At 73.8% G+C, this 26,960-nt stretch carries 26 protein-coding genes; 8 read left to right on the forward strand and 18 right to left on the reverse strand.

Annotated features, from left to right (window positions below):
• The first annotated feature begins 144 nt into the window (after positions 1-144).
• On the forward strand, positions 145-1,419 hold the full coding sequence (locus tag ACODT5_RS33930; protein WP_422522912.1) for a cytochrome P450: 1,275 nt from the start codon (positions 145-147) through the stop codon (positions 1,417-1,419).
• A 152-nt stretch (positions 1,420-1,571) separates the two neighbouring features.
• On the opposite strand, the gene ACODT5_RS33935 is transcribed toward ACODT5_RS33930, so the two are convergent.
• Positions 1,572-2,066: a DUF5949 family protein gene (locus ACODT5_RS33935; RefSeq protein WP_422522913.1), complete on the reverse strand. Its 495-nt coding sequence runs from the start codon at positions 2,064-2,066 to the stop codon at positions 1,572-1,574.
• Between the two features lie 57 nt (positions 2,067-2,123).
• Positions 2,124-2,729: a DUF4352 domain-containing protein gene (locus tag ACODT5_RS33940; RefSeq protein WP_422522914.1), complete on the reverse strand. Its 606-nt coding sequence runs from the start codon at positions 2,727-2,729 to the stop codon at positions 2,124-2,126.
• A 177-nt stretch (positions 2,730-2,906) separates the two neighbouring features.
• Between ACODT5_RS33940 and ACODT5_RS33945 the strand changes: the two genes are divergently transcribed.
• Complete coding sequence (locus ACODT5_RS33945) at positions 2,907-3,368, forward strand: DUF6299 family protein (RefSeq protein ID WP_422522915.1); 462 nt, start codon at positions 2,907-2,909, stop codon at positions 3,366-3,368.
• 131 nt (positions 3,369-3,499) lie between these two features.
• Here the strand turns inward: ACODT5_RS33945 and ACODT5_RS33950 are convergent, their stop codons facing one another.
• The 5 genes from ACODT5_RS33950 to ACODT5_RS33970 all read right to left on the reverse strand — a co-directional run bounded on the left by ACODT5_RS33950 (position 3,500) and on the right by ACODT5_RS33970 (position 9,039).
• Positions 3,500-3,679, reverse strand: coding sequence for a hypothetical protein (locus ACODT5_RS33950; protein ID WP_422522916.1), 180 nt, complete (start codon positions 3,677-3,679; stop codon positions 3,500-3,502).
• A 122-nt stretch (positions 3,680-3,801) separates the two neighbouring features.
• Positions 3,802-5,955 carry a SpoIIE family protein phosphatase gene (locus ACODT5_RS33955; protein WP_422522917.1) on the reverse strand — a complete coding sequence of 718 codons (2,154 nt, stop codon included), beginning with the start codon at positions 5,953-5,955 and terminating at the stop codon, positions 3,802-3,804.
• On the reverse strand, positions 5,937-6,281 hold the full coding sequence (locus ACODT5_RS33960) for a hypothetical protein (protein WP_422522918.1): 345 nt from the start codon (positions 6,279-6,281) through the stop codon (positions 5,937-5,939). Before ACODT5_RS33960 ends, ACODT5_RS33955 begins: the two co-directional genes overlap by 19 nt.
• Before the next feature lie 32 nt (positions 6,282-6,313).
• On the reverse strand, positions 6,314-7,579 hold the full coding sequence (locus tag ACODT5_RS33965) for an NAD(P)-binding domain-containing protein (RefSeq protein WP_422525124.1): 1,266 nt from the start codon (positions 7,577-7,579) through the stop codon (positions 6,314-6,316).
• 152 nt (positions 7,580-7,731) lie between these two features.
• Positions 7,732-9,039, reverse strand: a complete 1,308-nt coding sequence (locus ACODT5_RS33970; protein WP_422522919.1) for a carboxylate--amine ligase — start codon at positions 9,037-9,039, stop codon at positions 7,732-7,734.
• 294 nt (positions 9,040-9,333) lie between these two features.
• Here ACODT5_RS33970 and ACODT5_RS33975 point away from each other — a divergent pair, with 294 nt between their 5' ends.
• Positions 9,334-11,016 carry a glycoside hydrolase family 26 protein gene (locus ACODT5_RS33975; protein ID WP_422522920.1) on the forward strand — a complete coding sequence of 561 codons (1,683 nt, stop codon included), beginning with the start codon at positions 9,334-9,336 and terminating at the stop codon, positions 11,014-11,016.
• A gap of 14 nt (positions 11,017-11,030) precedes the next feature.
• Here ACODT5_RS33975 and ACODT5_RS33980 read toward each other — a convergent pair whose 3' ends face one another.
• The 9 genes from ACODT5_RS33980 to ACODT5_RS34020 form a co-directional block, all read right to left on the reverse strand.
• A complete protein-coding gene (locus tag ACODT5_RS33980; protein WP_422522921.1) occupies positions 11,031-12,173 on the reverse strand; it encodes a GNAT family N-acetyltransferase in 1,143 nt (380 codons plus the stop codon).
• On the reverse strand, positions 12,170-12,883 hold the full coding sequence (locus ACODT5_RS33985; protein ID WP_422522922.1) for a YveK family protein: 714 nt from the start codon (positions 12,881-12,883) through the stop codon (positions 12,170-12,172). Before ACODT5_RS33985 ends, ACODT5_RS33980 begins: the two co-directional genes overlap by 4 nt.
• Before the next feature lie 68 nt (positions 12,884-12,951).
• The gene (locus ACODT5_RS33990; RefSeq protein ID WP_422522923.1) at positions 12,952-14,319 is read right to left on the reverse strand and encodes a glycosyltransferase; all 1,368 of its coding nucleotides are present in this window, start codon (positions 14,317-14,319) and stop codon (positions 12,952-12,954) included.
• On the reverse strand, positions 14,316-15,092 hold the full coding sequence (locus ACODT5_RS33995) for a polysaccharide deacetylase family protein (RefSeq protein WP_422522924.1): 777 nt from the start codon (positions 15,090-15,092) through the stop codon (positions 14,316-14,318). Before ACODT5_RS33995 ends, ACODT5_RS33990 begins: the two co-directional genes overlap by 4 nt.
• A complete protein-coding gene (gene murJ / locus ACODT5_RS34000) occupies positions 15,082-16,860 on the reverse strand; it encodes a murein biosynthesis integral membrane protein MurJ (protein ID WP_422525125.1) in 1,779 nt (592 codons plus the stop codon). Before murJ ends, ACODT5_RS33995 begins: the two co-directional genes overlap by 11 nt.
• A 344-nt stretch (positions 16,861-17,204) precedes the next feature.
• Positions 17,205-18,653: an O-antigen ligase family protein gene (locus ACODT5_RS34005; protein ID WP_422522925.1), complete on the reverse strand. Its 1,449-nt coding sequence runs from the start codon at positions 18,651-18,653 to the stop codon at positions 17,205-17,207.
• 3 nt (positions 18,654-18,656) lie between these two features.
• On the reverse strand, positions 18,657-20,234 hold the full coding sequence (locus tag ACODT5_RS34010; protein ID WP_422525126.1) for an exopolysaccharide biosynthesis polyprenyl glycosylphosphotransferase: 1,578 nt from the start codon (positions 20,232-20,234) through the stop codon (positions 18,657-18,659).
• A gap of 2 nt (positions 20,235-20,236) precedes the next feature.
• Complete coding sequence (locus tag ACODT5_RS34015) at positions 20,237-21,457, reverse strand: glycosyltransferase (RefSeq protein ID WP_422522926.1); 1,221 nt, start codon at positions 21,455-21,457, stop codon at positions 20,237-20,239.
• Between the two features lie 19 nt (positions 21,458-21,476).
• Positions 21,477-22,598 carry a DUF3344 domain-containing protein gene (locus tag ACODT5_RS34020; protein WP_422522927.1) on the reverse strand — a complete coding sequence of 374 codons (1,122 nt, stop codon included), beginning with the start codon at positions 22,596-22,598 and terminating at the stop codon, positions 21,477-21,479.
• 174 nt (positions 22,599-22,772) lie between these two features.
• On the opposite strand from ACODT5_RS34020, the gene ACODT5_RS34025 reads away from it, so the two are divergent.
• The 5 genes from ACODT5_RS34025 to ACODT5_RS34045 all read left to right on the forward strand — a co-directional run bounded on the left by ACODT5_RS34025 (position 22,773) and on the right by ACODT5_RS34045 (position 25,828).
• Positions 22,773-23,027 (forward strand): chaplin, encoded by a 255-nt coding sequence (locus ACODT5_RS34025; protein WP_422522928.1) that lies wholly within the window; start codon positions 22,773-22,775, stop codon positions 23,025-23,027.
• A gap of 117 nt (positions 23,028-23,144) precedes the next feature.
• On the forward strand, positions 23,145-23,555 hold the full coding sequence (locus tag ACODT5_RS34030; protein WP_383956745.1) for a rodlin: 411 nt from the start codon (positions 23,145-23,147) through the stop codon (positions 23,553-23,555).
• 224 nt (positions 23,556-23,779) lie between these two features.
• On the forward strand, positions 23,780-24,013 hold the full coding sequence (locus tag ACODT5_RS34035) for a chaplin (RefSeq protein ID WP_388498117.1): 234 nt from the start codon (positions 23,780-23,782) through the stop codon (positions 24,011-24,013).
• 121 nt (positions 24,014-24,134) lie between these two features.
• Entirely contained in the window at positions 24,135-25,304 is a 1,170-nt protein-coding gene (locus ACODT5_RS34040; RefSeq protein WP_422522929.1) for a chaplin, read from the forward strand.
• A gap of 176 nt (positions 25,305-25,480) precedes the next feature.
• Complete coding sequence (locus tag ACODT5_RS34045; RefSeq protein WP_422522930.1) at positions 25,481-25,828, forward strand: hypothetical protein; 348 nt, start codon at positions 25,481-25,483, stop codon at positions 25,826-25,828.
• 85 nt (positions 25,829-25,913) lie between these two features.
• On the opposite strand, the gene ACODT5_RS34050 is transcribed toward ACODT5_RS34045, so the two are convergent.
• Together ACODT5_RS34050 and ACODT5_RS34055 are read right to left on the reverse strand one after the other, a co-directional pair.
• Positions 25,914-26,153, reverse strand: coding sequence for a chaplin (locus ACODT5_RS34050; RefSeq protein ID WP_250737633.1), 240 nt, complete (start codon positions 26,151-26,153; stop codon positions 25,914-25,916).
• A 156-nt stretch (positions 26,154-26,309) separates the two neighbouring features.
• Positions 26,310-26,945, reverse strand: a complete 636-nt coding sequence (locus tag ACODT5_RS34055) for a hypothetical protein (protein ID WP_422522931.1) — start codon at positions 26,943-26,945, stop codon at positions 26,310-26,312.
• Between the last annotated feature and the right edge of the window lie 15 nt (positions 26,946-26,960).

Raw genomic sequence — 26,960 nt, forward strand, 5'->3', positions numbered from 1 at the left:
CATTCCACCAAGTGCGGGCTGGATTGCCCGCAGGGCAATTTCAGCCCCGCCGGCGTTTGAGGCGCGGGGGTCCGGGGGCGGAGCCCCCGGCAACGGCGCCGCGCCGAACCGTCACCCCCGCGCCCCCGGCACCGTTTCCAGGCCATGGAACTCCCCGCACAACGCCCCGGCCTAGACCCCGGCCAAGCCCCTGGCCCAGCCCCCGGCAGGGAATTGGCCGAGCCGGCCTTCTGGCAGGCGCCCCCCGCCCACCGACTGGCCGCCTTCGCCCGCCTCCGGGCCCTGGACTCCCCCGTGTTCGTCCCCGAAGGCAGCGGCGGGCACTGGGCCCTCGTACGGCACGCGGACGTGCAGGAGGCGAGCCGGCTGCCCAAGGTGTTCGCCAGCGCGCCCGGGGTGACGACGCCCGAGCCGGCCCGGTGGGTGCGGGCGCTGTTCGGGGACTCGATGGTCAACCTGGACGGCGCCGAGCACGCCCAGCTGCGCAAGATCGTGCAGCGGGCCTTCACCCCCCGGCTGCTGGCGGCCGCCGAGGAGGACATCCACGCGGTGGCGGCACGCATCGTGGACGACGTACTGGACCGGCGGCCGGACGAGTTCGTCGAGGCGGTGGCCTCGAAGCTGCCCCTGGAGGTCATCTGCAACATGATGGGCATCCCGGAGCGCTACCGCGCCGAGATCGCCGACCGCGTCAACCACGCCTCCGAGAACATCGGCGTCGAGCGGGGCCTGGCGGCCCGGCTGCGGGTGCCCGGGCGCGGGCTGCGGGCCCTGGCCCGGATGCAGCGGATGGTGGCGGGGATCGGGCGGGAGCGGCGCGAGAACCCGACCGACGACCTGATCTCGGCCCTGGTCTGCGCGAACGTGGACGGCGAGGCACTCGGCGCCCGACAACTCGGCGCGTTCTTCTCCCTGTTGATGGTTGCAGGGGTGGAGACCACCCGTAATGCCATCACCCACGGCCTGACCCTGCTCACCGACCATCCGGACCAACGCGACCTGCTGCTGGCGGACTTCGAGGCACACGCGGACGGCGCGGTGGACGAGATGATCCGCCACTCCACGCCGATCATCCAGTTCCGCCGGACGGTCGTCGCCGAACACACCCTGGGCGGGCACGCGTTCACCCCCGGCGACAAGGTGGTGCTGTACTACGCCTCCGCCAACCGCGACGAGGCCGTCTTCCCCGATCCGGACGCCTTCGACATCACCCGCTCCCCCAACCCCCACCTGGGGTTCGGCGGCGGCGGACCGCACTTCTGCCTCGGCGCGCACCTGGCGCGGGTGGAGATGAAGGCGCTCTTCCGCGAGCTGCTGACCCGCCCGGTCGGCCTGCGCGCGGTCGGCCTGCCCGACCTGGCCGGGTCCAGCTTCGACAACCGGGTCCGCTCGCTGCGCTTCGCCTTCGAACAGCCGTAGGCCGGACGGCCGGAGCGGGACGGCCGGAGCGGGGCCGGCCACGAAGACCGGCCCGAAACACGGACCGGCCACCGGGCAGGCTGGGGGCCCGGCGGCCGGAGCGGGGACCGACGCGCGGCGTGCGTCGCGCGAGGGGGTGCCTGCGGCAAGCGCTAGCGCTGCAGTCGCCGCACCGCGAGGACGGCGTGGGCGCTGTGGTTGAGCACCTCGGTGTCGCCCGCGAACGCCTGCAGCGTCTCGGCGTCGACCGCCCGGCCGGGAACCGCCTCGGGCCAGGCGCGGGTGGCGAAGAGGAAGTACGCCTGACCGCTGTCGTCCGCCGCCTTGACCCACTCCGGCGGGGCGATGCACTTCGCGTTCATGCCCGGCAGGGTCAGCGCGATCTGGTTGCCCTCCAGGAGGATCTGCACCGGGAAGGAAGCCGGGTTGCGGACGCCGTCCATCACCACGTCGCCGATGGGCAGGCCGATCTCCTCCAGCAGCCCGCGGGCGGCCGCCTCGCTCGCCTCGGGACCGTCGGGACCGTCCCCGAGGATGTAGGCGAGGAGATAGGGAATGTCGTGGGCCTCGTCGGGGTCGCCGATCCACGCGAGCACCGAAAGGGTGCCGAGCTTGGAGCGGTCGAGTTCGGCCTGGGTAGAAGTCATGCGCCGCACCTTAGTGGTCGACGACCCGCCCCTTTGACGCCGTTTCACCCGGGCGGGCTAGACCGTCCAGAAACCACCTCCGGAATTCGCCAGCATGTTCGCGTCCTGGTATTGGAGCCGCACCACGCGCGCGTTTTCCGGAATTTCGAACACCACCCATCCTTCGGCCCGCTCACCGACCGCGAGGGAATCGAAGACGAGCGGTTTGCCCGTGGTGAGCTCCCCGGTGGGCACCACCGGGTGGCGCTGCCCCGCGCCGTCGAGCGCCCACATGCGCCCGAGAGCCCCGTACGAGGCCCCGCCCACGTTGACGAACGACATCGAGGCGGCCACCCAGCGCTTGCCCGCAGCCGGGGCGAAGTTCTTCTCGACGCTCACCGCCGGATCGACGTAGGCAGCCAGCACCACCTGGAGGTGACGGCCCACCTCCTTGCCCCTGACCCGTACGGAGTCACCCACACGGGCGTCCTTCGAGGCGGCCCGCGCCACCCCGTCCCGCTCCGCCGAGGGATCGTCGCCGACACCCGGCACACCGTCGTCCACGGGCACGGCGGGCACCGCGGCCGGGGCGAGCGCGGCCCCTTCGGGGGCACCGGAGCAGGCCGTGGCGCCGAACAGCAGGAGCGGGAGGAGGGCGGCCGTGGCAAGAGCGGACTGACGCATGCGGGATCCCTTCGGGGATCTTCGGGGGTGTATTCCGGTCAGTCTCACGCGCCCGAGCGGGCAATTGCACACACCGACACGATCCCGCGGAACGCATTGACCTCCATATGCCAGCACAATGCGTTCCGGCGGAATTCCGCAACCCCTTGCACCCTCGTCCAACAGGAGGAACTGACGATGGCCACGACCGGCCCCCGCATGGCCTTGGCCGCACTCGCCGCACTGGGCGCCGCGGCGGTATTCACCGCCCCGGCGAATGCCGCGCCCTACGGCAGCGACATGTACGGCAGTGACATTTACGTATCTTCGGAAGCCCACATCGCTCCCGACGGCACGCTCCACCTTTCCGGTGAGTACCACTGCACCGCCCCGTCACCCTCGGGAGCGGTTCAGATCAAGGCGACCATCGAGCAGGACGACGTCCGCCTCAGCATCGGCGGCGGCGACGCCCAGTGCGACGGCGCGGTGCACGACTGGTCGGCGCACGGCACGCTGCGTCTCACCCCGACCGTGCACGCCGGCGAGGCACGGGCCAAGGCCGAGCTGCAGGAGATCCGCTTCGGCGGCGGACTGCTCCCCCGGTCGATCGACACGGTCGCGCAGGACGCCCGCCCGGTCCGAGTGATCGACCACCGGTAGCCGCCGCCCGCGGTGCGCGCGCACGCCCCTCCGGTAGCCGCCGCTACCGGGATCCGGGCGTCGGCCGCGGCCGCAGCAGCGGCAGCGCCGGTGCCGGCGGCCGGACAGGTCCCGTCAGCGGGACCGGCCCGTCAACGGCACGCGGGCGCCTCGCCCGTCATCGACATGAAGGCCACCGTCTGACACCCCGGGTCCGTGTCCGGACGCCCGGTCGACCAGTCCACCGCCGTCGCCGCCCCGGCCGCGCACAGCAGCAGTGCCAGGACGCCCGTCACCGCGCGCTTGCTCAGCCGGCGCACGGCAGATTCCACAGAAACCGTTCCATGGCGGCATCATCACCCCGCCCCCACCGCCCCACAACTCGACGTGAGCGACCGGTCACGTACCGCGCCCGCACCGTCCGTCCCTCGCGGAGCGCCCTCACGGAGCGCCCTCACGGCGCGTTCCGTACCGCGCTGCCCGCCGCGGAGAACTCGCACCACACCGCCTTGCCGTCGCCCCGGGACTCCACCCCCCAGTGCGTGGCCAGCGCGTCCACCAGCAGCAGCCCGCGCCCCGTGGTCGCCGACTCCCCCGGGGTGCGCCGCCGCGGCCACACGCTGGAGCGGTCCTTGACCCACAGCCGGATCCGCCGGACCGGCTCCGGCAGCACCTCCATCGTGAGCACCGCTCCGCCGTCGGTGTGCAGCAGGGCGTTGACCAGCAGCTCTCCCGCCGCCAGCTCCACGTCGTCGGCGAGTTCCGGCATGCCCCAGTCGCGCAGGGCCTGCCGCAGGGCGTAGCGGGCCTCGGAGAGCCCCTCCGGGTCCGCCTGGTGGACGTACTGGTGGATGCGCGGGGCCCGGTGGGTGCCCGGGTCCGGGGCCCGGCGCAGCACCAGCAGGGCCACGTCGTCGCCGGAGCCCCAGCGCTCCCACAGCCGGTCCGAGAGGTGGTCGGCGAGCGCCCCGGCCTCCTGGGGGCCGCTGCGGACCGCGTGGGCGAGGGCTTCCATGCCCTGGGTGATGGCGGTGCCGGGCTCTTCCACGAGCCCGTCGGTGCACAGCACCAGCGTCTCCCCGGGGACCAGGTCGAGCCGGGTCTCGGGGAACTCCTCCTGCTCGAAGACCGTGGCCAGGCCGAGCGGCAGGCCGCCGCGCACGTTGGGCCAGCCCGTTCGGCCGTCCGTGTGCCGGATCAGCGGTCCGAGGTGGCCCGCGCGGACCGCCCGTACGCCTCCGGTCTCCAGGTCCACCTGCGCGTACATGCAGGTCGCGAACCGTTCGGTGTCCAGCTCGGCCAGGAAGCGGGAGGCGCGCGCCAGCACGGTGGAGGGCGGATGCCCCTCGCCCGCGTAGGCCCGCAGGGCGATGCGGAGCTGGCCCATGATGGCGGCGGCGTGCGTGTCGTGGCCCTGGACGTCGCCCACGACGATGCCGACGCGGTCGCGGGGCAGCGCGATCACGTCGTACCAGTCCCCGCCGACCTCGCGACCGCTCCAGGCCGAGTGGTAGCGCACGGCGATCTCCCCTCCGGTGATCTCGGGGATCCGGCGCGGCAGCATGGCCGCCTGCAGCATGGTGGCGAACTCGCGCTCCTGGTCGAAGAGGAGCGCCCGCTGGAGGGACTGGGCGACGATGCCCGCCAGGCCCAGGCAGAGGTTCTGCTCCTCGGGGCTGAAGTCGGTGCGGCGGCGGTAGAAGAGCACCAGTCCGCCGATGGCCTCGGCCTGCGCGATGAGCGGGAGGTAGGCGGCCGCGTCGTACTGGATGCGGTTCAGGTAGTCGGAGAGCAGCGGGAATTCTTCGGCCAGCTCCGCCAGCGAGGTGACGAAGCGCGCCTTCCTGCTGAGCACCGCCTGCGACAGCGGCAGCGTGCCGTCCAGCCGGGTGAACTTGCGCTCGCTGAGGATCTCCAGGGACTCCCCGCTCAGCGCGATGATCTTGATGTGGCCGCCCTCGACCAGCCCCAGCGCCATCCCGTCGACGCCGAGCCGTTCCAGCGCGCCGGCGCCCGTCAGCGTGGCCGTCACGTCGTCGACCGTCACCGCCCGCGACAGGGCCTCCGTGGTCCGCTGGACGATGGTCGCCTGCTGGGCGCGGGCCGACTCGAGCTTGCGCAGCACCGTGAGGTGGGCGAGCTCGGCCGTCGCGTCCCGGACGATGCCGACGATGCGCACCGGGCGGCCCTCCGCGTCCCGCAGGACCCGGCCCTGGGTGTGGGTCCACTGGTCGCGGCCGTCGCGCCGCTGCACCGTGAAGTACTGGCCGTACGCCTCCTCCCCGGCGTCCAGGACGCCCTGGACGGTGTCCCGGAGCCGCGCGGAATCGCCGATCGGGATCCGCAGCCCCAGGCTGTCGGGGGTGCCGTCGAAGTCCTCCGGCCCCAGGTCGAAGACGGCCATCCCGGCCTCGTCCATGTCCAGGGTCCCGGCGCCGAGGTCCCACTCGAAGCTGCCCATGCTGTTGAGCGCGAGCCGCTCACCGGGGCCGAATAGGGGGTGCCGGGCGCTCCCGGGGCTCCCCGTGCTCGTGGGACCCTCCGGTCTCTTGTCGCGTCGCTCCGCCGCTGCCACGAGACTCACACCACCTAACGGCCGGGCCAGCACGGCTGGGAAATGAGCCGCTCCCACTCCTCGTCAGGATGCCCCGGAAGGGTGCGTCCGGCCTCCTGCCAGCGCTTGACGAGAGAGAGGTAGATCATCGAGGGGTCGTACGGGGCCTGCGCGTGCTGGGGCTGCGCGTGCCGGCCGTGCGGGTACGGGTCCTGCGGATACGAGTCCTGCGCGTACGGGGCCTGCGGGTACGGGGCCTGCGCGTACGCCGGCTGCCCGTACGGCTGCGGGGGCGCCTCCCTCGTCGTGCCGGGCTGCTCCGCACGGCTGGCCGGGATCCTCACCCAGCCCCGGCCGCCCTGTGCGCGCTCATCGCTCATCGCGGACCCCTCTCACGTCGTGTGACCGGCTCTCACGCTTTGTGCCCCGCAGTCGAAGCCCGGTCGGTCCGGGGCGCACCGGTGGAACCCGCCAGAGGGCTCCGGGCCCCCAGACGCTTGCGGACTCCTGACACCAGTCTCCCCGCCGTGAAGCCGGCGCCGTGCACGAATCGCATGGAGGGGCCGAATGAGGGAGCGGTCAGCAGCCCGGCGAAGAACAGTCCCGGCCACGAGGACTCGAAGCCGGAGCTCAGCTCCGGCGTCCCGCCCGCCCCTACGGTGCCCAGCGCGGCCCGCAGCCCCGCGTCGAGCAGCTCCAGCCGGGCCAGGTCCGGGGTGAAGCCGGTCGCCGCGATCACGTGCGAGGTGTCCAGCACGACGGACTCCCCGGCGGCGGTGGACAGCCCGAGCCGGGTCCGCCCGCCCACCGGGACCGCCCGCTGCAACCGGTGCCCGAGCAGGACCGGGACCCGCCGCTCGAAGCGCTCCCGCAGCCACCAGGCTCCGGCCGGGCCGAGCGCGGTCGCCGCGATCCGCTCCCGGGTGGGCGCGGGCAGCCGGCGCACCGCCCAGGGCAGCTCCGACCAGGCCCAGCTGCGCCAGCCGGTGCCGAGGCCGCTGTGCGGATCGCGCAGGGAGCGCAGCGGGGGCCGCCGCAGCGGCTGCGGGACGGTGTTCCAGTTCAGCCGGGAGCGCCGGGCCACGAGGCACGGCCGGGCGCCGTTCTCCGCGAGCAGGGCCGCGGTCTCCAGGGCCGCCTGCCCGGCGCCGAGCACGGCGACCTCGCGGCCGGCGAAGCGGGTCAGGTCGCGGTGGCCGCTGCTGTGCGAGTAGTGGGCCGCGGGCAGTTCCCGTAGCGCCTCGGGGTACCGGACGAACGGCATCACGCCCACGGCCAGCGCGACCGTCCGGGCGAGCAGCGGCGGCCCTTCGGCGGTGCGGACCAGGAAACCCCCGCCCTGCGGGGTGACTTCGGTGACGGTCGCCTCCTCCACCGGGGGTGCTGCGTGCCGGGCGAACCAGAGCCCGTACGCGCTGAACGTCCCGACGGGCAGCGGAGTTCCGTGTTCGGCGGCGATCCCGCGGCCCGCGCAATACTCGGCCAGCGTGTAACGCCCGTCGGGAGCCGAGAGGTTGGAGGACCACGGCTCGGACTTGAGGTACATGCCCTCGGGCATGTGGTCCCGCCAGGAGGCCATGGGCCGCCCGAGGATCCGCACCCCGAGCCCCGCACCGGCCGCATGGGCGGCGATCGACAGCCCGTAGGGCCCCGCTCCGACCACCACGAGGTCGTCCATCCGTGTCACCGCAGTCCCTCCAGCCTCATGGTTCGTCCCCTGCCACCTGCGCCCCGCGCCGCCCTGCGCACTTGCACGCTTACGCACTTACATCCCCATGCGCCTTGTGCCTCTATGCGTCTTATGCCCCTACGGCTTATGCCCCCACCGCGTCACCGCGTCACCAGCTCGTCCGGCTCCGCCGGGGCCTCCGGCGGAGCCGTCCGCGAGCCGGACCCGCCCGATGCCCCGGCCGCGGCGGGCGGGGGCAGCTCCCGGCCCCGCTGGCGCGGTGCGCGGACCACCGCCCTGGCCGTCCGGCGGCCCTGCGCGGGGACCCCGCGCAGCACCCGCAGGCCCTTGACCGCACCCCGCCCCAGGAAGGCGGCGAGCATCGCCAGGAACGGCATCGGGTCGTCGGCCGCGAACCACGCCGCCTCCACCTGCCCCCGCTCCCGGCCCCGGGCCCGGCGCGCGGGGGCCGCCGCGGCCGTCCGTACGGACCTCCCCGGCTCGGCGCCCGCCCCGGCGGGCGGGGCCGGGGGGCGGCGCGGGAGCGAGCGGCCGCGCACCGCCGCGAGCAGGGCGTAGTTCTCCGCCACGAAGACCCGGCCCGGTCCCCCGGACGGCTCCGGGACCCGCTGGCCCGTCAGATCCAGGTACATCGCCCGGACCACGTCCAGGCCGCCCGCGTCGGTGAAGAGCCTGAACTGCGCCCCCGGACGCGGGTTGAAGTCCACCAGGCGCAGGACGCCCCGCTCGTCCCGGCGGAAGTCCAGGTCCAGGATCCCCTGGTAGCCGAGCCGCTCGGCGAGCCGCAGCCCCGCCTCCTCCACGGCCGGGTCCGGCAGCCACCGCCCGACCGCCGTCAGCCCCGTCCGCACCGGCCAGGACAGCTCCTTGCGCCCCGACCCGGTGATCAGCGGACGCCCGCCCCGGGCGAACGCGCCGTGGAAGAACCAGTCGGTGTCCGGCCCGGCCGGCAGGAACCGCTGGAGCAGCAGCCGGCTCCCCGCCTCCGCCGAGCGCTCGTACAGCCGGCGCGCCTCGGCGGCCGACTGGAGCAGGGTGGTGCTGCGCAGGCCCGTGCCCGCGGGCAGCAGCCACGGCCGGCTCCACTTGGCGATCACCGGGAGCCCCAGCCGCCACGCGGCCTCCGCCGCCTCGGACCCGCTCGCCGGGATCACGGTCTCCGGGTGCGGTACGTCCCACCGGGCGCAGAGCCGCGACAGCTCGGCCTTGTCCGCCACCCGCGCGGGCAGGTCGTCGGGCTGATGGGGAATCCGGAAACGGTCCGTCAGCATCGGCCCGACCCGGGACACGGCGATGGCGCTCAGGTCGTCCATGGCGATGAGCACCGCCGGGCGGCCGATCCGCGCGGAAACCCCGGTCAGGCATTCCAGCAGCGCCTCGGGCGCTTCGGGGTCGACGCCGCCCGAGGGGCCGGGGTGCACGGCACGCAGGTAGCGCGAACGCCCCATGGGGCCTCCCCCGGCCTCGACGACGGCATGGACCTCCACACCCGTGCGCCCAAGGGATCTGACGGCGCCGAGGGTTCCGTGGTGGAACGGATTCCGATCGAGTCTGAGCAGAACTGCGGGCACTTGGCTGGGATGCGCGTGCATGGGAACGGTGTCTTTCACCTAGTCGGACCAAGCGGGGAGGGTGCGCACGTGCGAATGGCCTAGGAAGAGGTCACCGGACAGGCCATTCGTCAGATGTGATGCCTAACGTCTTTGGTAAGCACACCGATTCAGGAAAGCTCGGGAGACGCCATGCCCAGACCACGCCGCCGACTGGCGAGCACCTGCATCGGAACGGTGACGGCCGGACTGCTCGCCACCGGGGCCGCCCTCGCGGCACCCGAGGAGCAGAGCACCGGGTCCGACATCGCCATGGGTGCCTACCTCGACTACGGGCCGCCCGGAGTGGCCCGCATCCCGTTCCTGTCGAACTGGCTGGGCGGCAAGGAGATCCGGGTCGGGCACACCTATCTGCCCGGCGACCAGTGGGCCGGCATCGAGGGCAACGTCAGCTTCCTCGACGACTGGGCGCAGTGGCGGCGCCAGCGGGACGACCGGCTGTTCGTCCTCAACGTGCCCATGCAGGAGCGGAACGAAGCCCGGGTCCCCGACTACCAGGTGGTCCAGCTGATCCGGGCGGGCGCGGACGGCCAGTACGACCGGCACTTCAAGAAGCTCGCCGAGCGGCTGGTGGCGCTGGGCGTCCCGGACACGGTGATCGTGCTCGGCTGGGAGATGAACGGCACCACGTACACCCACCGCTGCGGTCCCGACCCGGAGAACTGGAAGGCGTACTGGAAGCGCGTCGTCAACACGATGCGCTCCGTGCCCGGCCAGAAGTTCAAGTTCGATTTCAACCCGAACCGCGGCACGGACGCGATCGGCTGGACCAAGTGCTACCCGGGCGACGACGTGGTCGACATCATCGGGATGGATTCGTACGACCAGGGTCCCGGCCGGAACTTCGACGAGCAGATCAGCCAGCCGTACGGGCTCCAGCAGCACGTCGACTTCGCGCGGGCACACGGCAAAGAGATCTCGTACCCGGAGTGGGGGCTGTTCCGCAACGGGGACAACCCGGAGTACATGCGGCGCATGCTGCAGTGGATCCAGAAGCAGAAGCCGCTCTACCACACCATCACCGACTACTGCCCGCACGGCGTCTGGCAGTGCAAGCAGAACCCGGCCTCGACGAAGGTCTTCCGCGAGGCGCTGACCCAGCAGCGGCCCGACCCGGTGATCCCGACCCCGGTCGTCCCGACCCCCGTGGTGCCCACGCCGGTCGTCCCGACCCCCGTGGTGCCCACGCCGGTCGTCCCGACCCCGCAGATCCCCACGCCGGAGATCCCGACGCCGGTCGTCACCCCGCCCGTCGTCACCCCGCCGGTCGTGCTCCCCAGCCCGGAGGTCCCGAGCCCGGTCGCCCCGAGCCCGGTCACCCCCAGCCCGGTCGAGCCCAGCCCCGTCGAGCCCAGCCCCGTCGAGCCCAGCCCGCTGGTCCCGAGCCCGGCCGTCCCGAGCCCCGTGGAGCCCAGCCCGGTCGAGCCCAGTCCGCTGGTCCCGAGCCCGGTCGTCCCGACTCCCTCGCCCGTGGTCCCGAGCCCGGAGGTCCCGGTCGAGCCCAGCCCGGCCGTCCCCAGCCCGGCCGTGCCCAGCCCCGTCGAGCCGAGCCCGCTGGTCCCGTCCCCCCAGGTCAGCCCGGTCGTCCCGGAGGTCCCGAGCCCGAGCCCCAGCCCGGTCGTGCCCAAGCCGGATCCCGTGGTGCCTTCGCCGGTGCCCAAGCCGACGACGCCCGTGCCGCCCGTACCGCCCGTCAACAGCACGGAGTGGTGCGTGCCGATCAACTTCGGCGAGTGGCTCTCCAAGCTGGTCGGCAAGCAGTCGGTCTGCGTCAAGGTCGACTGGGGCAAGGAGACCGGCTTCTGGCCCTTCTAGGCGGGGAGTCCGGGTCATCGGACCCGCAGTTCGTTGAGCCGCGCCCGCCAGTCCCTGGCGGCCGGCAACGCCTCCCGCAGTACGTCCACCGCCCGCTCGCGCCCCGCCACCTGCGACTCGTGCAGCCGCAGCAGGGGCGCGAGCGCGGCCGTGGCCATCAGGAAGCGCTGATTGACCACCGTCCGCGGCCGCCAGTGGTTCTTGTACGGCTCGTTGCCGCGCAGGAAGCTCACCACCGGGCGGCCTTCGGCGAGCGCGCGGGTGGTCTCGTAGCGCAGCAGCAGCGTGGCCACGTCCACCTTCCGGTCCCGCAGATCGGGATCGGCTCCGTAGAGGTAGCCGCCGCTGAGGGCGCCGGAGAGCAGGGTGAGGTTGGCGGCCACCACCTTCCCGTCGAGCCGGAACTCGGCCAGCCGCCCCTCCCCCGCGCGCACCATCCGCCGCGTGGCCCGGGTCAGGTGTTCGGCGAAGCGGGGCTTGAGGTGTTCGGGGGTCACCCCGCGGCCCCGCCACTGCTTCTCGTGCAGCCGCAGCAAGGTCCGTACCGCGCGGGGCACTTCCTGCTCGGTGACCTCGTGCTCCTCGATCCCCGCCGCGTCGGTCTTGCGGAGCTTGGCCCGCACCCGCTGGGCGCCGGAGGACGGCATCCGCTTGACCAGCTCGTCGAAGGGCATGGCCGGCAGCTCCATGCAGGTGGAGTCGGTGAGCTTGCTGCCGATCCCGGGCCAGGCCGCGTACACGGCCTCGGCGGCGGCCCCGGGCCGCACCTCGCGCAGGTCGACGACCGCGCCCCGGGCGGCCCGGTGCAGACCGTTGGCCAGGGCCGGGACGACCTGGTCGGCGTACTCCGCGGCCACGAGCACGTCGAAGTAGTCGGTGATGCCCCCGCCGAGGGGCACGAGCAGCGGCAGCGGCCGGTGTACGAGCATCAGCGCGGCCGCGCCGACCAGCTCCTCCCCGCGCCGCACCAGGACGATGCGGAGCCGGCCGTCCTTGCCGTAGGACAGCCACCAGGAGTGCAGCCAGGCATGGCTTTGGAACGGAGTGGCGGTGGGACAGGCGCGGGCGAGCCGGTTCCACGGCTCCTCCAGCGCGGCGAACTGCCGGGGATCGCGGCACAGCGTCACCGACAGGGCCCCGGCGGAGCCGGAGGTCATCGCACCGACTCCTTCTCCTTGGCCGCGGCCGGCTCACCCTGCGCGGGCAGCGAGGCGTACTCCTCGACGCTGTCCGCGGCGGTCTCCGTGACGCTCACCTCGACGGGACCCTCGCCGCGCCGCCGGGCGGCCGTCGGCCGGGCCAGCAGCCACAGCCCGCCCAGCAGCCCGCCGGCGCACAGCCCGACCGCACCGCTGAGGGCGGGGGACGCGGAGGCGGGGTCGCTGGGCGCGACGGCCTGGTTGAAGAGGAGCAGTTGCACGCCGGTGTTCTTGGCGGCCTGGTTGCTGCTCAGCGACAGGGCGTCGGCCACGGCATTGGCGATGTCGGCGGCCTCACCTGCGCTCTTCGCGGTGCCGGTGATGGCGATCATCGGGGACTCCGGGGAGGTCTCGGCGCGCACCTGGGTCCGCAGCTTCGCCACGCCGATGCCCGCGCGGGGCTGGGCGTAGGCGAGGGTCGAACTGCTGGTGGCGATGCGGGCGTAGGCCTGGGCGAAGCCGAGGGCGGTGGCCGGCTCGGTGGTGTCGTCGGGGACCGCGACGACGTAGCTGGTGGCGGCGTACTCGGGCGCCTTGAGCACCCCGTACGCCCCGCCGGCGGCGAGCCCCAGCAACGCGGCGGCGGGCAGCGGCCACCACGCGGGCGGCGACAGCAGCCGCACCCGGCGCCGGTGGGTGGACTTCTTCTGGTCGGCGGTGTCCGCCATGTGCGTACCTCTTTCCTGGTGGACGGGTGCTTGCTTCGGGGCCCGGTGCGGACCCCTGCGGGTACGGATCAGCCGATGTCGCCACCGGCGACGGGCACATCCCGGCCCGCGACGGGCAAACTCAGCCCCTCCGGCGTTTGAGGAGCAGGGGTCCGGGGACTGGTCCCCGGCAACGGCGCCGCACGGCCCGAACGCGCCGGAGCCAGATCCAGCCCGGCCGAGCCCAAATCCAGCCCCTCCGGCGTTTGAGGAGCAGGGGTCCGGGGACTGGTCCCCGGCAACGGCGCCGCACCCCGGGACCCGGCCGGCGAAGCGGCCATCGCCAGGTCGTACACCCGAAGCAACTGCTCCGCGCTCCGGCCGATGTCGTAGCGCCGCACCACCCCGGGCGGCGGCAGCCTCCGCACGCCGGCCTCCATGTGCCCCCGCAGCGCAGCGACGAGCTCCTCCGTGCCGGTGCCGATCCGCCGCGCCCCCGGCGCCTGCGCCGCGGGCAGGTCGTCGATCGCCGGGCAGGTGCCGTGCAGCACCGGGAGCCCCGCCGCCAGCGCCTCGATCACCGCGAGCCCGAAGGCCTCCTCCTTCGAGGGGGACACGAACACGTCCATCGCGGCGAGCAGCGCCGGGATCCCCGGGGTCCGCCCGTCGGCGGAATCGCCCAGCGGATCCCGCTCCCCCAGCAGGTGGATCCGGCTCTGCGCCCCCAGCTCCGCGGCGAGCCGGCGCAGTGCCGCCCGCTCCGGCCCGTCCCCGGCGAGCAGCAGGTGCGCGCCGGGCAGCGCCGCCACCGCCCGGACCAGGACGTCGAACCGCTTGCCCGGCACCAGCCGGCCGACGCCGCCGACCACGAAGGCCCGCTCGGGCAGCCCGGTCCGGGTCCGGGTGGCCCGCCGTACGCCCTCGTCGAAGCGGAACCGCACGGCTTCGATCCCGTTCGGCACCACGTGCACCCGCCCGGCCGGCACCCCCCAGGCCTCCAGGCGGGCCGCCACGGTGTCGGACACGGCGACGGTCGCGGCTCCCAGCCGCTCGCTCGCCAGGTACAGGGCGCGCACCCCGCCCGACAGCGGCCGCCCCTCCATCTCGGCGGCTCCCAGCGAGTGTTCGGTCGCCACGCTCACCCGTACGCCCGCGAGCCGGGCCGCGAGGCGCCCGTACACGCACGCCCGGTACAGGTGCGTGTGGACCAGGTCGTAGCGGCCCCTGCGGATGAACTTGGCCAGCTTCGGTACGGCCCCCAGGTCGCGGTTGCCGCGCATCCCGAGGTGGACGACCCGGACCCCGTCCGCGCGCAGCCCCTCGGCGACGGGTCCGGGGTTGGTCAGCGTCAGGACGTCGCAGCGCATCGGCATGTGCCGCAGCAGCAGCCGCAGTTGCTGTTCGGCTCCGCCGACTCCGAGTCCGGTGATGACGTGCAGCACCTTCCCGGGGCTCACAGGTGCACCGTCCGCCGCAGCTCGCGCACCTGGTGGCGCACCTGCTTGATCCGCAGGCGGGGGCCGCCGTCGGCCTGGCTGATGTGCGTACGGGGCATCGCGTGGGGTCCGGCGAGCCGGCCGGGGTCGATGGCGCAGGCGTACCCGTATCCGGCGGCCCGGGTCGCGGCGACGACCCGCGCGTCGAGGTGCCCGTACGGGTAGCAGAATCCGGCGGGCAGCGTCCCGGTCAGCTCCCGGATCAGCTCGCGGCTGCCGCGCAGCTCCTGCGCCAGTACGTCGTCGGGGGCCGCGGTGAGGTCCTGGTGGAGCAGCCCGTGCGAGCCGATCTCCTGTCCGGCGGCGGCGACTTCGCGGATGCCTTCGGCGGTGAGGAGGGGCTTGCGGGGGCCCAGCGGGTCCCAGACGTTGTCCACGCCGAGCCGCCCGGGCAGCACGAAGAGGGTGGCGGTGCAGTCGTAGCGGCGCAGCAGCGGCAGCGCGCGGGTCAGGAAGTCGGTGTAGCCGTCGTCGAAGGTGAGCCCGACCAGTCCGGCGCCCCGCCCGGCGGCGCGGGCGGACAGCAGCTCGCCGACGGACACCCCGCGCAGCCCCCGGGAGCGCAGCCACAGCAGCTGGGCCTCCAGCGCGTGCGGGGTGACGGTGATGCCGTACGGGTCCTCGGCGGGGTCGGTGAACTCGGCGACGGAGTGGTACATCAGGACCCACGGCGAGCCGGTGCGGCGGGCGGGGGCCGCGGCGGCGGGGCGCGCCCGTTCGGTGTCAGCGGACATTGCGGAACCTCTGGGTGAGCTGGGAGGTGAGGTGAGCGGTGAGCTGGGCGAGCTGGCCCGGCAGGGCGGTGACCTCCAGGGCCCGTATGGCCATGCCGGTGGCTCCGAACATGGCCGGGACCAGCAGGCAGCCGAGGGCGGCGCTGACCAGCGGGTCGGGGATCATTGGCCCGGCGATCCAGCCGGTGGCGCAGGCGGCGAGGGCCGCGACGGAGAGCCGGCCGATGCTGATGGCGACCCGGCGGACCTGGATGGCGATGATCCGCGAGCCGAGGCCGGTGAGGAGCAGTACGGCGGTGGTGGTGATGCCGGCGGCGTTGGCTGCGGCGATCCCGTAGGTCCCCCACCAGCCGACGGCGAAGGCTCCGGCGACGATGTTGACGAGGAGTCCGGCGCCCATGGCGAGGGCGGGGAACCAGGTGGGGCGGGCGGTGGAGAAGAAGGGCCGCGAGAGCGCCCCGACGAGGCAGTGGCCGAGCAGGCCGAGGCCGTAGATCCGCATGACGGAGGCGGTGGCCTTGGTGTCGGCGGGGGTGAACGCCCCGCGTTCGAAGAGGACTTGGATGATCTGCGGGGCGTACCCGATGACGAGTGCGGTACCCATGAGGACGGCGAGCGAGGCGAGCGCGAGGTCCTGCTCGACCCGCCTGCGGGCCTTCTCCCGCTCCCCGCCGGCCATGGCCTGGGCGACGACGGGGAAGGTGACGGTGCAGATCATCAGGGAGAGCACCATCGGCATCTGCGCGACTTTTTGGGCGTAGTTGAGGTGCGAGATGGCGCCGGGCGGCAGTCCGGCGGCGAGGAACCGCTCGACGAGCACCTGGGACTGCCGGAACACGGCGAAGAAGATGACCGGGGCGATGACCCCGAAGGCGATCAGCGTCGGCCGGTCGCGGTCGCGCTGGCTGCGCGGGGCGCCCTTGGCCCGGGACGGTCCGAAGCCCACGTTGCGGATGAAGGCGGGCAGTTGGACCAGGGCCATCAGCACTCCGCCGACGGCGACCCCGGCGGCGGCGGCGCGCACCCCCCACAGGGCGTGCAGGGCGACCATGGTCCCGATGATGCCGACGTTGTACGACACGTAGATGGCGGCGGGCGGCACGAAGGAGCGGTGCGCCCTGAGGGCGGCGCTGAAGTAGCCGGCGACGCCGAAGGACAGCACGGTCAGGGCGGTCCACCGGGTGCATTCGACGGCGAGCCCGGGGTCGGGCAGCCCCGGCGCGAGCACGCCCACGACGAGCGGCGCGGCGACGATGAGCACGGAGGCCACGGCGGCCAGGAGCACCAGCAGCCGCGGCAGCGTGGCCCCCACGAGGAGGCGTACGGGATCCTGCGCGCGGGCCTCCTGCCGGGTGAGCCCGGCCCTGCTGGAGGCCCGGCGGGCCAGGGCGTAGCTGAAGGCGGGCACCATCAGCAGGGCCATGGCGTCCTCGATGAGCAGCGTCGAGGCCATCTCGGGGACGGTCCAGGCGATGAGGAAGGCGTCGCTGTCGTGCCCGGCTCCGAAGAGGTGCGCGATGGTCTGGTCGCGGACCAGCCCGAACACCGCCCCGGCCGCGGTGAGTCCGGCGGTGACGGCGGCCGCCTTGGCGAGCGCGCCGCCACCCGAACGGGCCCCGTCGGCCGCCGCCTCGGGGCCGCCGCCCCGGTGTCCGCCCCCCGCCGCCGCGTGCGCCCCGTCGTCCCGCCCGGCCGCGGCACCGGGATCCCGGCCCGGCCCGGTCCGTACGGACCCGGCCGCCGCGGCGCCCAGTACGGGCCCGCGCACCGCCTCCGCGGTGCCCGGCTCCCCGCCCGGGGAGGCGGTCCCGAAGGCCCCGGACCCGGCAGGGCCCGGCCCCGGAGCGGCGGCGCCCCGGTCGAGTCCCGGGCCGGGGCGGCCGGTGGCCACCACACGGCCCGCTCCGGCGTCGCCGGCGGGGACGGGAACGCCCACGTGCGCGGCGCCGCGTCCGGCGGACAGCGGCCCGCCCGAGGCGGCCACGCGGCTCGCGGTCCCGTCCGGTCCCGTGACCGGCGCGGCGGGGGGTACGTGCGGGTGCGGCGGACGGCCCGCAGCCGCGGCGACCTCGGTCGCCGCGGCTGCGGGCCGCCGCCAGGGCGTCGTGTCCGTCACCGGCCGGCCGCACCCTCGGGGACCGCGGCCCGGGCAGGGGCGGCCACGGCGGCCCGCCCCCGGCCACGGGCACGGACAGCGCCGCGACCGCGACCGCGGACACGACCGCCGGAGTCGAGGTCACCCGCCGCGCCGCCGGAGGGAAGCGCCCACCAGGCCGCGAGACCGATGATCACTCCGGTCAGGACGGTCGACGGGCCCCCGATGTCCGCGTAGAGGAAGTCGGTGAGCTGCCACACGAGCAGGCCGATCGCGACCAGTCCGCAGTCCCGCACCGCGGAGGCTCCCGACAGGCACCGCCGCAGGCCCGCCACCAGCAGGGCCAGCCAGCCGCCCGCCAGGGCGATCAGCCCGATGAGCCCCTGCTCGCTCAGCACCAGCAGGTACATGTTGTGCGGGGACAGCAGCGGCTGGCGGATGTACCCCTGGCCCGCGCCCGCGGTGTCGCTGCCGGAGGACAGCGCCAGCCCGGAGTGCGAGTCCCGGTTGGCCGGGAAGCCCTTCAGCCCCACGCCCACCGCCGGCCGCTCGCGCCACATCGACCCGGCCGCGGCCCACATCGTGTAGCGGTCGGTCACCGACTGGTCGGGGGCGTCGGAGACCTGCGTGATCGAGGTCAGCCGCTCCGCGACCATCGCGGAGCCCACGCCGAACCCGCCCACGAGCACCACCCCGGCGGCGGCCAGCGCGAGGAGCACCTTCAGGGCCCGCCGGATCCCGGCCAGGGCCATCACCAGCCCGGCCGCGGCGAAGGTCGCGATCCAGGCGCCCCGGCTGAAGGACAGCACCAGCGGGAGCACCAGGGCCAGCGCCGCCGCTCCCGAGGCCCGCCGGACCCGCGCCGGCAGCCCCGGCGCGAGCGCGCCGGCCGTCGCGACGACGAGGCCGTAGGCCACGACCGTGGCCATGCCCATGACGTCCCCGGGTCCGAAGGTGCCCACGGCGCGGATGTCCTCGCCCTGGTAGGAGGCCCCGGTGTGGGTGGCGAACTGCACCACGCCCACCGCGCCCTGGACCAGCGCCAGCACCACGAAGCACCCCGCGGCCAGCCGGAACTCCGAGGCGCTGCGCACCAGCAGCACGATCGCCGCCGGGACCAGCACGAACACCTGGAGGTAGCGCACGAACCCGGGCAGGGCCGCGTACGGGTCCCCCGCGGTGACCGTCGCGACGGCGAGCCCCACGGCCGGCAGGCCGAGGACGAACACCCCCAGCGGGCTCAGCGGCCGGACCCGGCCCCGCAGGGCCTGGATCCCGCAGACGAACACGAGCAGCAGCGAGGCGGCGTCGGCCGGACCGACCTTCCCCGAGGCGGTGGCGTCACCCGCCGGTACGGGGACCAGCAGGGCCAGTACGGTCGCGGCGAGCGGCAGCAGCGGCCAGTGCCGGCGCAGCAGATCGGCGGTGTCCGGGCGGGCCCAGGACGTCGGTGCGGCAAGGCTCATGCTTTAGCTGCCCCCCAGCCGGAAGCGGAAGAAGGAGGCCGCGGTGCGGGCCAGGATCCACAGGTCCTGCCACAGCGACCAGGTGTCGATGTAGTGGTTGTCGAAGCGCGCCCGGTCCTCGATGGAGGTGTCCCCGCGCAGCCCGTTGATCTGGGCGAGGCCGGTGATGCCGACCGGCATCCGGTGCCGGGCCTCGTAGCCGGGGTGCACGCTGCTGAACTTGGCGACGAAGAAGGGCCGTTCGGGGCGCGGACCGACCAGGCTCATGTCACCCCGGACCACGTTCCACAGCTGCGGCAGCTCGTCCAGCGAGGACTTGCGCAGGAAGGAGCCGATCGGGCTCATCCGGCAGTCGCCGGCCACCGTCCAGCGGGTGGCGGACTCGTGCGCGTCGGCGCGCAGGGTGCGGAACTTCAGCAGGGTGAAGGGGCGTCCGTACAGGCCGACCCGCTCCTGCCGGAAGATCACCCCGGGCCCGTCGGAGACCCGTACGGCCAGCGCGCAGGCTCCCATCACGGGTGCGGCGGCGAGCAGCGCGATCGCGGCGAGCGAGGAGTCGATGACCCGCTTCACGTACCGCTCGACCGGCCGGGCCGGACGCGGCAGCAGCGGCTGGACGGCGTACCCCCAGAGCTGGTCGGCGGGCTGCGCGACGCGCATCCCGGTGACCTTGGCGGTGCCCGCCGGGTCGGCGAGCCAGAGCCGGCAGCCGTGGTCGTGGAAGAGCCGGACCAGGGAGGCCGTGCGTTCGTCCGCCTCGGGCGGGCGGGTGAAGACGGCGTGCCGGACGGAGTTCTGGATGACGGCCCGCCGGATGTCCTCGTGGGTGGCCAGTACGGGAACTCCCGCGGCCCCCTCGCCGTCGGGCCCGGTGTCCGCGAGCCCCACGGGGCGCAGCCCGTACTCGGGGCGCCCGTGCAGGGCGGCGGCGACCGCGCTCGCCCCGGCACCGGGCCCGACGACCAGGGCGGAGGCGGGACGGCGGGCGCGGGTGCGGCGGCGGAGCTGGTTGACGGCTCCGCGCCCCGCGCACGCCAGTACGACCTGGACGCAGACGGCGCCGAGCAGCACGCTCCAGCCCAGGGCCTCGCCCGGGGCTGCGGCGGCCAGCACGGCGGCGGCCGCGCACCACAGCGCGGCGGCCCGCCCGGCGAGCGCGGGCAGTTCGAGGAGGGCGGAGGGGGCGAGCCGCGGCCGGTACAGCCCGGCCTGCGCGTGCAGCGCGACCAGGGCCAGGGCGAGGGGAGCGGCCGCCGCCAGGGGCAGCTCCGCTCCGGGCAGCGCCGCCACCGTCGCCGCCGCCGCGAACGCGTCGGCGGCCAGCAGCGGGGCGATCCCGTCCCGGCGGCGCGCCCGCCCCGGCCGTACGGCGGCCCGGGCGCGGTCGGCCTTGGGTCCGCGCGGGGGGTGGATGGCGGTCACGGAACGGCGGACGGCGGTGACGCCGGCGGCGGTGCTGGTGGCCGTACTGCTCGCGGCGGCGGCGCCGGCGGCGCTCACGGTCGTACTGGTGATGCCGTTGATGCCGCCGCCGGGCCCTGTACCGCCCGGCCCGGTGTGCCGGGCGGGTGCGCTGTCCATCGTCATCGGCTGATGCGCTCCTGGTTCAAGGGCCGGGGCCTGCCCAGCAGTTCGTGATACAGACCGGTGACCGCGTCCGTGGTGCGCCGCACGTCGAATTCCATCCGCGCGTGCCGCTCCGCCTGCTCCCCGAGTGCGGCGAGCAGCCGCGGCTCGGAGAGCAGCCCGCCCAGGGCCTTGGCCAGCGCCGTCGGGTCCTCCGGTTCCACCAGGCACAGCCGTCCCTGGCCGGGCGGGAGGCTCTCCCTGGCACCGCTGACGTCGGAGACCAGAACCGGGCGGCCACAGGCCATGGCTTCGAGCGGGGCGAGCGCCATGCCTTCCCACCGCGACGGCAGTACAACGAGATCGGCGGCCCGAAGCCACGGCCGGATGTCGAAGGCGGCCCCCGCGAAGTGGACCGAGGGCGGGGCCCCGCGGCGCAGCCGTTCCATGTCGGGGCCGTCCCCGACGAGCACGAGACGGGCTCCGGGAACGGCTCCGAGCAGCTCCGGCCAGGCACGGAGCAGGACGTCCTGCCCCTTCTGCTGGCAGAGCCGGCCGACGCAGACGGCGAGCGGCCCGTCCCCCTGGAAGGCGGCGGGCAGCGGGAGTTCGGCGCGGGCCCGGGCCTTGTCCTGGACGGGGTCGGGGCCGCCGGGGCGGAAGTGGCGGAGGTCGACGCCGTTGCGGATCACCGACCAGCGGGCGGTGATCCCCTCGGACTCGCCGGTGCGGCGTTCGGCCTCGCTGACGCAGAGCACCCGGTCGGCCCAACGGGCCCCGAAGCGCTCCCAGCGCAGCGCGAGCGCGGCGGTGGCCCCGCCCACGGCGTCGAAGGACCAGGCGTGCGGCTGGAAGACGGTCGGGACGGCCCCGCGCACGGCGAGCCGCCCGGCGAGTCCGGCCTTGGCGCTGTGGGCGTGCAGGACGTCGGGCCGGACCCGGCCGATCAGGCGGCGCGCGCCGAGGACTTCGGCGGCCAGGCCCGGCCCGGGGGCCCGCCCGGCGCGCCAGGTGAGCACCTCGGCCCCGGCCTCGCGTGCGGCGTCCGCGAGCTGCCCGCCGCGCGGGCAGCCGACGTAGGTCCGCAGGCCGGCCGCGGACTGGGCGCGTACGAGGTCGACGACGACGCGGGCGACCCCGCCCTCGACCGGCTGGACGAGGTGGAGGACGACCGGAGGCCGTGAAGGCGAGGGAGAGGGGGAGGGAGAAGGAGAGGGTGAAGAAGGCTGTTTCGGCACGTGGAGCGGTCTCCTGCGTTCAGCGGCGCGCGTCTGTCTGAACGAAGAGCACACCGAGGAAATGACCCTGGTTTTCGCCTGTGAACCCGAAGGTCAGGCTGCGGGCGCCACCGGACAGGGCGGGGCTCAGATCGAACACGTCCGCGTCATATCCGAGGTTATTCATATGTTCGGGCTGTCGCACGAACGAGTGATCTCCGAATTCCGTGATCGTGGAATTCATAACATCATTAAAAGGATTTTCTCCGTCACTGAGACTGACCCGGCGCCCGCTGTCGGCGGTCACCGTGAGTGAATCCCCGAGCGTTCCGCGGTCGCCGTCGTACGCGACCACCCCGGCCCGCCCCTGCGCCCCGGGCGCCGCGTCCAGACCGGTGAGCTCCACCGTCTCGCCCGCCGCCTCGCCGGCCCCCGCGGCCAGCCCTTCGAAGCCGTCCCAGATCGAGACCCTGCGCACCGGCTCCTGCGGGTGCTCGTAGGCCACCACCAGCGTCCAGCCGCCCCAGGCGCCCATGTCCGAGTGCCCCATGGCGATGTTCAGCTGGGCCACCGTCCACATCCCGGCGCCGCCCTTGCGGACCAGCGGGGTCACGTCGGCGGAGGCCTGGTAGGCATCGCCGGCCGCGTCGCTGCGATGCCCGATCGCCGTATCGGCCAGCACTTCCTTGTACGCGCCGCCCGGCTCGGCGACGAGCACCCGGCCGTTGTCCTCCGGCGGCTTCTGCTCGCCGACCCGCAGGTTCCCGCCCCAGTACAGCCGGGCGTACGAGACCTTCGCGCCGGCCGGGACCTTGAGCTCGGCCCGGGTGGAGTTGTAGGTGTCCGGGTCCTTGTCGACCTCGTCGTAGAACATCTCGTAGTCGCCGTTGGTCCCGGCCGCACCCTTGTTGACCGCGGCGCACGGCTCGGCCTGCTCGGACTCCACCGTGCGGCAGCCGATGGACGAGTTCGAGGCCCGGACCAGGCCGCCGTGCTGCACGGCCTGGTAACGCTGGGTGAACGGAACCCGGGGCGCCTCCTTGACCAGCGGAATCCCCGCGCCCGGCGGCGCGGCGGCGGCACTCGCGGCGGGGAGGTTCACCGAAAGCGTGAGGCAGGACAGCAGACCGAGCGTGCCGAGGATTCTGCGGGAGGAACCCATGACCCTGTCTCCATTTTCGATCAAGGGGACAAAACAGGAGTGAACTTTGTCAGAAGTCCGGAGGGAAATCACGCCGGACTCGCTCATACGGCCTTTTGGGCGATAACACGCACCCTGGAGACGGGCGGGTCGTTATGGCTTGCACCATTGTTCGAACGGAAAGGAAAAGCCGAGATGAAGAAGAGGCTGGTGCGCGGCACCACCCTGGCGGTCGCGAGCACCGCGCTGCTGATGGGCGGCGCGGGCCTCGCCTCCGCGCACGGTGGCGACGGCGCGACGGCGAACGGCTTCACCGGTGAGTCCCCCGGCGTCCTGAGCGGCAACCTGCTCCAGGTCCCGGTCCACGTCCCGGTGAACGCCTGCGGCAACACCGTGAACGTGATCGCCCTGCTGAACCCCTCGTTCGGCAACACCTGCGTCAACGCCTGACGTCAACCGTGCCGCCCGAAACTTCGGCATCCGAGTGAAGACACGCAACCCAAACCGCGGTTGCGCCGTTGATCCGAGTGCTTGAGTACCGGGCAATCCTGCAAAAAAGGGACCATCATGATCAAGAAGTTTGCGGCCGGCGCAGCGGTTGCCGCCTCGTTCGTCGGTCTGGGTGCCGCCATGGCCCCGCAGGCCATGGCCATCGGCAACGACCACGGCATCAACACCGTGAACGGCAACGGGGCCTCGCAGATCTACGGCAACCAGGCCACCTACGGCAACATGAGCCCGCAGATGGCGCTGATCCAGGGCTCGTTCAACAAGCCCTGCATCGCCCTGCCCGCCAAGGCCAACGTCCAGTCCGTGCTGGCTCTGGTCAACGTCGGCGTCCAGGACATCCCCGTCCTGTCCAGCCCGCAGAACCAGCAGTGCACCGAGAACTCCACCCAGGCCAAGGGCGACGAGGCTCTCTCGCACATCCTCAGCAACATCCCGGTCCTGTCCGGCAACGGCTCCGCCGGCAGCTGACACAGCACCGCGCCAGTGGGGCCGTCGCACCTTCGGGTCGCGGCGGCCCCGCCGCATGTCGGGAACCGAATAGGGGGCCGGTAAGAATCCGGCCACAATTCAGGACGCACGAGCATCTGAGTGAATTGGCCGGAGCCGCACAAAAATCCCCGGTTTCTTTTCCCTGATCCACTCGTTGTTATTTCTGCAGCGGATAGACCTCTGCGGGAAGGAAACGAAAACAAATGACGTACAAGAAGGCAGTGGTGCTGGCCGCCGGCATTCTCATGGCCGCCGGTGCCGCCTCCCCCGCCATGGCCGACTCGGCGGCGGACGGCAAGGCCGTCGGTTCCCCGGGCGTCCTCTCCGGCAACGTGCTCCAGGTCCCGGTCCACGTCCCGGTCAACGTCTGCGGCAACACCGTCAACGTGATCGCGCTGCTGAACCCCTCGTTCGGCAACACCTGCGTCAACGCCTGACGAAGCGCCTGTGCCCGCAAGGGCAGACCTCCTCGGGGTGGCCTCGGAGTGCACGGCGGTGCACTCCGAGGCCACCTTCGATTCAGCACCGGCCGCAGGGCCGGTAGACAGGGAAGGACCCATGCGACAGGTACTGAGCCGACAGGTACTGGGCAAGGGGGTGCTCACCGCGGCCGCCGCGTCGAGTCTGCTGTCGATCGCGACCGGCGCGGCCTACGCGCAACCCGGGGCGATGGCCGAGGCCTCCCATTCACCGGGCGTGCTGGCCGGCAACAGCGTCTCGGTACCGATCACCTTCTCGCCGAACGTGTGCGGCAACACCGTGGACGCCGGGGCGGGCCTCAACCCCGCCATGGGCAACAACTGCGCCACCACGACCGGCTCCGACGCCGGGCCCGACTACGAGCGCTACCTCAGCCCGCAGCAGGCCGAGCAGGTCCGCCGCTACGTCGACCAGCGCGACCAGCACGAGGAGCGCGAGGAGCAGGTCGGCTACGGAGAGCGCGGACCCGAGCAGCAGGGCGGCCACGAGGACCACGGGTCCGGGCAGCAGGGCGGCTACGGAGACTCCGGCGAGTCGGGCGAGTCCGGCGAGGAGGAGTGCGACGACCACCCCGCCCCGGAGAGTCCCGAGCCGCGGCCGCAGCACGAGCCGGCTCCGCACGCCGAGCAGCCCCCGGCCCCGGCCCCGGCCCCGCAGCACGCGCCGCCGGCGCCTCCCGCGCCGCAGCCGCTGCCCGCACCCGAGGCGGAGCACCCGGCGCCCGCTCCGGCGCCCGCGCCCGCTCCCGCGCCCGTGGAGCAGCCACCCGCGCCCCAGCCGGAGCCCGTACCGGAGCCGGTCGAGGAGGCCCCGCAGCCGCTTCCGGCGCCGGCCCCCGCGCCCGCGCCCGTAGTGGAGGAGGCTCCGCACACGCTCCCCGCTCCGGCTCCCGCGCCCGCTCCGGCGGAGGAGGCTCCCGCGCCGATGCCCCCGCACGGCAGCCAGGTCGTGGAGCACCCGGCGCCCGTAGTGCCCCCGGCCGACCAGCCGCCGGCCGCCCCCGCCGGTGACCTGCCCGTCGAGCTCCCCCCGGCACCGCTGCCCGCACCGGCACCCGCCCCGGCCCCGGTTCCCGCGCCCGCGCCCGCACCGGCGCCCGCCCCCGAGGCCGTCCCCGTCGCGGCGGCCCCCGCGCGGCAGGAGCTGGCGGCGACCGGCGCCGGAGCGCCCGCAGGCGCCGCGGCCCTAGCCTCGGCCTTCGTCCTGGGCGGCGCCATTCTGTACCGCAGGTCCCGTAGCGCCGCCTGACGGCAATACCGGTAATCAGAAGAAATATCGGCCGGAGAGTCCCTTGTCGGATTCTCCGGCCGTTGCCGTGTTCGGTTCCGCGTTTCCGTGGCGCCGGGGAATCGTTAACCACGTCGAAAGTGGCGCGACGGTCGCCACCGGTCGTCACCGGTCACCCATGGAAAAGGATTTTGATAATGAAGCTCTCGAAGGTCGCCGCAGTCGTCGTCGGCTCCGTCGCCGCCCTCGGCGCCGCCTCTCCCGCCTTCGCCGCCACCGAGGCGCCGGCCGTCCCCATGAGCCTGACGAGCGGGCTGACGGCGGTCACCGACTCGGTGAACCCCGTATCGGCGGCGCTGCCGCAGACCGTGGGCAACGGACTGGCCGAGCAGGGCGAGAGCGTCGAGAAGGTCGTGACCACCGTCCAGAAGGTCAACGGGGTCAAGAACGACGCTCCGGCCGAGGTGATGAACCTCGCCAACGGGGCCACCCAGGCCTCTCCGCTGCTCGGCGGAGTGAAGCTCAACGGCGGCTCCAAGCACTGACGGTCCGGCCCGTTCTCCTGCCGACACGACTGTGGGCGCCCCCGGCCTCGCCGGTGGCGCCCACAGTCATGTGTTGCGTCGAACGTCAGTCGTTGACGCAGACGTTGCCGAACGCCGGGTTCAGCGCGCCGATCACGTTCACGGAGTTGCCGCAGACGTTGACCGGAACGTGGACCGGGACCTGTCCCAGGTTGCCCGAGAGGACACCGGGGGAACCCACGGCCGCGCCCTCGGCCTTGGAGTCGGCCATTGCGGAGCCGGCGGCACCGGCCGCAGCGAGACCAGCGGTGGCCAGGACCAGGGCGGCCTTCTTGGCAGTGTTCATGGGAAGTGCACCTTCTCTTCGATGTTCTGCCCCGATTCCGGGGCTCACATCGAGCGAAACGGTCCACCTTCCCAGACGACACGGTTCCGCACGCGATCAGACCTGTTCAGCCCAATAGTCGTAACCGCGTGCGGATCCGTGTACGGATCCGGGTCCCTACGGGAGGAACTCGGCGAACGACGGGATCTTCGGGACGAGGCCCGTCGGTACCCCGGGTACCGCCGGCACGGCCGGCACGGCCGGCACGGCCGGCACCGAAGCTGCGGGCGGGGCCGCGGGTTCGGAGACCGGGAGCGCCGGTACCTCGGGGATCGGCACCTCGGGGATCGGGACGTCGGGGATCGGGACGTCGGGGATCGGGACGTCGGGAATCTCCGGAACGGCCGGGACGGCCGGGACCGCCGGGATCGCCGGGATCGCCGGGATCGCCGGGATCGCCGGGATCGCCGGGATCGCCGGGAGCTGCAGGTCCGGGAGCCCGGGGATGGCGGGGAGCTGCGGCAGGGCCGGGAGCGCGGGCAGTTTGATCTCGGGGATCTTGATCCCCGGGAGCAGGGTGCCCAGGCTCTTGGTCAATTCCGCCAGGATCTTGGAGACCGCGGCGAGGGCGTCTTCGACGGGACCCGCCGCCGCCACCCTCTCGCTGATCTCCTCCTGGGCCGCCGCCACGCGGTTCGCGGCGGATCCGGCACCTTCCGCGGCGCCCGCGGGAGCTGCCGCGCCGGTGAGTATGACGACCGCCAGGGCCGACGGGACGAGGACGCGGATGCGGGAGGCCTTGGTGCGGTGCATGGGTGTTCCTTCTGG

It is taken from the genome of Streptomyces tatrensis (assembly GCF_049310065.1).
Lineage (GTDB): Bacteria > Actinomycetota > Actinomycetes > Streptomycetales > Streptomycetaceae > Streptomyces.

What these genes read in the sequence shown, in the direction of transcription:
- ACODT5_RS34055 (WP_422522931.1), bottom strand. Translation starts at nt 26,945, where the DNA reads ATGCACCGCACCAAGGCCTCCCGCATCCGCGTCCTCGTCCCGTCGGCC.
- ACODT5_RS33985 (WP_422522922.1), bottom strand. Translation starts at nt 12,883, where the DNA reads ATGGCGGACACCGCCGACCAGAAGAAGTCCACCCACCGGCGCCGGGTG.
- ACODT5_RS34020 (WP_422522927.1), bottom strand. Translation starts at nt 22,598, where the DNA reads ATGGGTTCCTCCCGCAGAATCCTCGGCACGCTCGGTCTGCTGTCCTGC.
- ACODT5_RS33965 (WP_422525124.1), bottom strand. Translation starts at nt 7,579, where the DNA reads ATGGACGACCTCGTGGTGGTCGGAGCGGGGCCCTACGGGCTGTCGATC.
- ACODT5_RS34010 (WP_422525126.1), bottom strand. Translation starts at nt 20,234, where the DNA reads ATGGACAGCGCACCCGCCCGGCACACCGGGCCGGGCGGTACAGGGCCC.
- ACODT5_RS33975 (WP_422522920.1), top strand. Translation starts at nt 9,334, where the DNA reads ATGCCCAGACCACGCCGCCGACTGGCGAGCACCTGCATCGGAACGGTG.
- ACODT5_RS33940 (WP_422522914.1), bottom strand. Translation starts at nt 2,729, where the DNA reads ATGCGTCAGTCCGCTCTTGCCACGGCCGCCCTCCTCCCGCTCCTGCTG.
- ACODT5_RS34040 (WP_422522929.1), top strand. Translation starts at nt 24,135, where the DNA reads ATGCGACAGGTACTGAGCCGACAGGTACTGGGCAAGGGGGTGCTCACC.
- ACODT5_RS34045 (WP_422522930.1), top strand. Translation starts at nt 25,481, where the DNA reads ATGAAGCTCTCGAAGGTCGCCGCAGTCGTCGTCGGCTCCGTCGCCGCC.
- ACODT5_RS34050 (WP_250737633.1), bottom strand. Translation starts at nt 26,153, where the DNA reads ATGAACACTGCCAAGAAGGCCGCCCTGGTCCTGGCCACCGCTGGTCTC.
- ACODT5_RS33970 (WP_422522919.1), bottom strand. Translation starts at nt 9,039, where the DNA reads ATGGGGCGTTCGCGCTACCTGCGTGCCGTGCACCCCGGCCCCTCGGGC.
- ACODT5_RS34035 (WP_388498117.1), top strand. Translation starts at nt 23,780, where the DNA reads ATGACGTACAAGAAGGCAGTGGTGCTGGCCGCCGGCATTCTCATGGCC.
- ACODT5_RS34030 (WP_383956745.1), top strand. Translation starts at nt 23,145, where the DNA reads ATGATCAAGAAGTTTGCGGCCGGCGCAGCGGTTGCCGCCTCGTTCGTC.
- ACODT5_RS34005 (WP_422522925.1), bottom strand. Translation starts at nt 18,653, where the DNA reads ATGAGCCTTGCCGCACCGACGTCCTGGGCCCGCCCGGACACCGCCGAT.
- ACODT5_RS33935 (WP_422522913.1), bottom strand. Translation starts at nt 2,066, where the DNA reads ATGACTTCTACCCAGGCCGAACTCGACCGCTCCAAGCTCGGCACCCTT.
- ACODT5_RS33945 (WP_422522915.1), top strand. Translation starts at nt 2,907, where the DNA reads ATGGCCACGACCGGCCCCCGCATGGCCTTGGCCGCACTCGCCGCACTG.
- ACODT5_RS33995 (WP_422522924.1), bottom strand. Translation starts at nt 15,092, where the DNA reads ATGTCCGCTGACACCGAACGGGCGCGCCCCGCCGCCGCGGCCCCCGCC.
- ACODT5_RS33980 (WP_422522921.1), bottom strand. Translation starts at nt 12,173, where the DNA reads ATGACCTCCGGCTCCGCCGGGGCCCTGTCGGTGACGCTGTGCCGCGAT.
- ACODT5_RS34025 (WP_422522928.1), top strand. Translation starts at nt 22,773, where the DNA reads ATGAAGAAGAGGCTGGTGCGCGGCACCACCCTGGCGGTCGCGAGCACC.
- ACODT5_RS33930 (WP_422522912.1), top strand. Translation starts at nt 145, where the DNA reads ATGGAACTCCCCGCACAACGCCCCGGCCTAGACCCCGGCCAAGCCCCT.
- ACODT5_RS33960 (WP_422522918.1), bottom strand. Translation starts at nt 6,281, where the DNA reads ATGAGCGATGAGCGCGCACAGGGCGGCCGGGGCTGGGTGAGGATCCCG.